At 48.5% G+C, this 408-nt stretch carries 1 protein-coding gene and 1 tRNA gene; both read right to left on the reverse strand.

The window, feature by feature from the left end; all coding sequences use genetic code 11:
- On the reverse strand, positions 1-215 hold a 215-nt coding region (locus OGX93_RS00645), incomplete at its 3' end, for a GTP-binding protein (protein WP_000031663.1).
- Between the two features lie 116 nt (positions 216-331).
- Positions 332-407 (reverse strand) — tRNA-Thr (locus OGX93_RS00650).
- Position 408 lies beyond the last annotated feature (1 nt).

Genomic DNA, 408 nt, shown 5'->3' on the forward strand with positions numbered 1-408 from the left:
GTGTCGTATTCAACGTGAGAAGTGTTGATGGTGATACCACGAGCTTTTTCTTCCGGCGCGTTATCGATCTGGTCGAATGCGCGAGCAGCACCGCCGTAGGTTTTAGCCAGTACGGTAGTGATTGCAGCGGTCAGCGTTGTTTTACCATGGTCAACGTGGCCGATAGTACCGACGTTGACGTGCGGTTTTGTACGTTCAAACTTTTCTTTAGACATCGATTGTCCCTCTAAGACACGGATAAATCGGTGATATCACCACATCAACCAGGCGATATGCCTGAATTGTTGAATATTTAAGTTTATACAGAGAGAAACGGGAAGGAGAAGTGAAGTGGTGCTGATACCCAGAGTCGAACTGGGGACCTCACCCTTACCAAGGGTGCGCTCTACCAACTGAGCCATATCAGCA

The sequence above is a fragment of the Citrobacter sp. CK195 genome, from assembly GCF_030333365.1.
Taxonomy (GTDB): Bacteria; Pseudomonadota; Gammaproteobacteria; order Enterobacterales; family Enterobacteriaceae; genus Citrobacter_B; species Citrobacter_B koseri.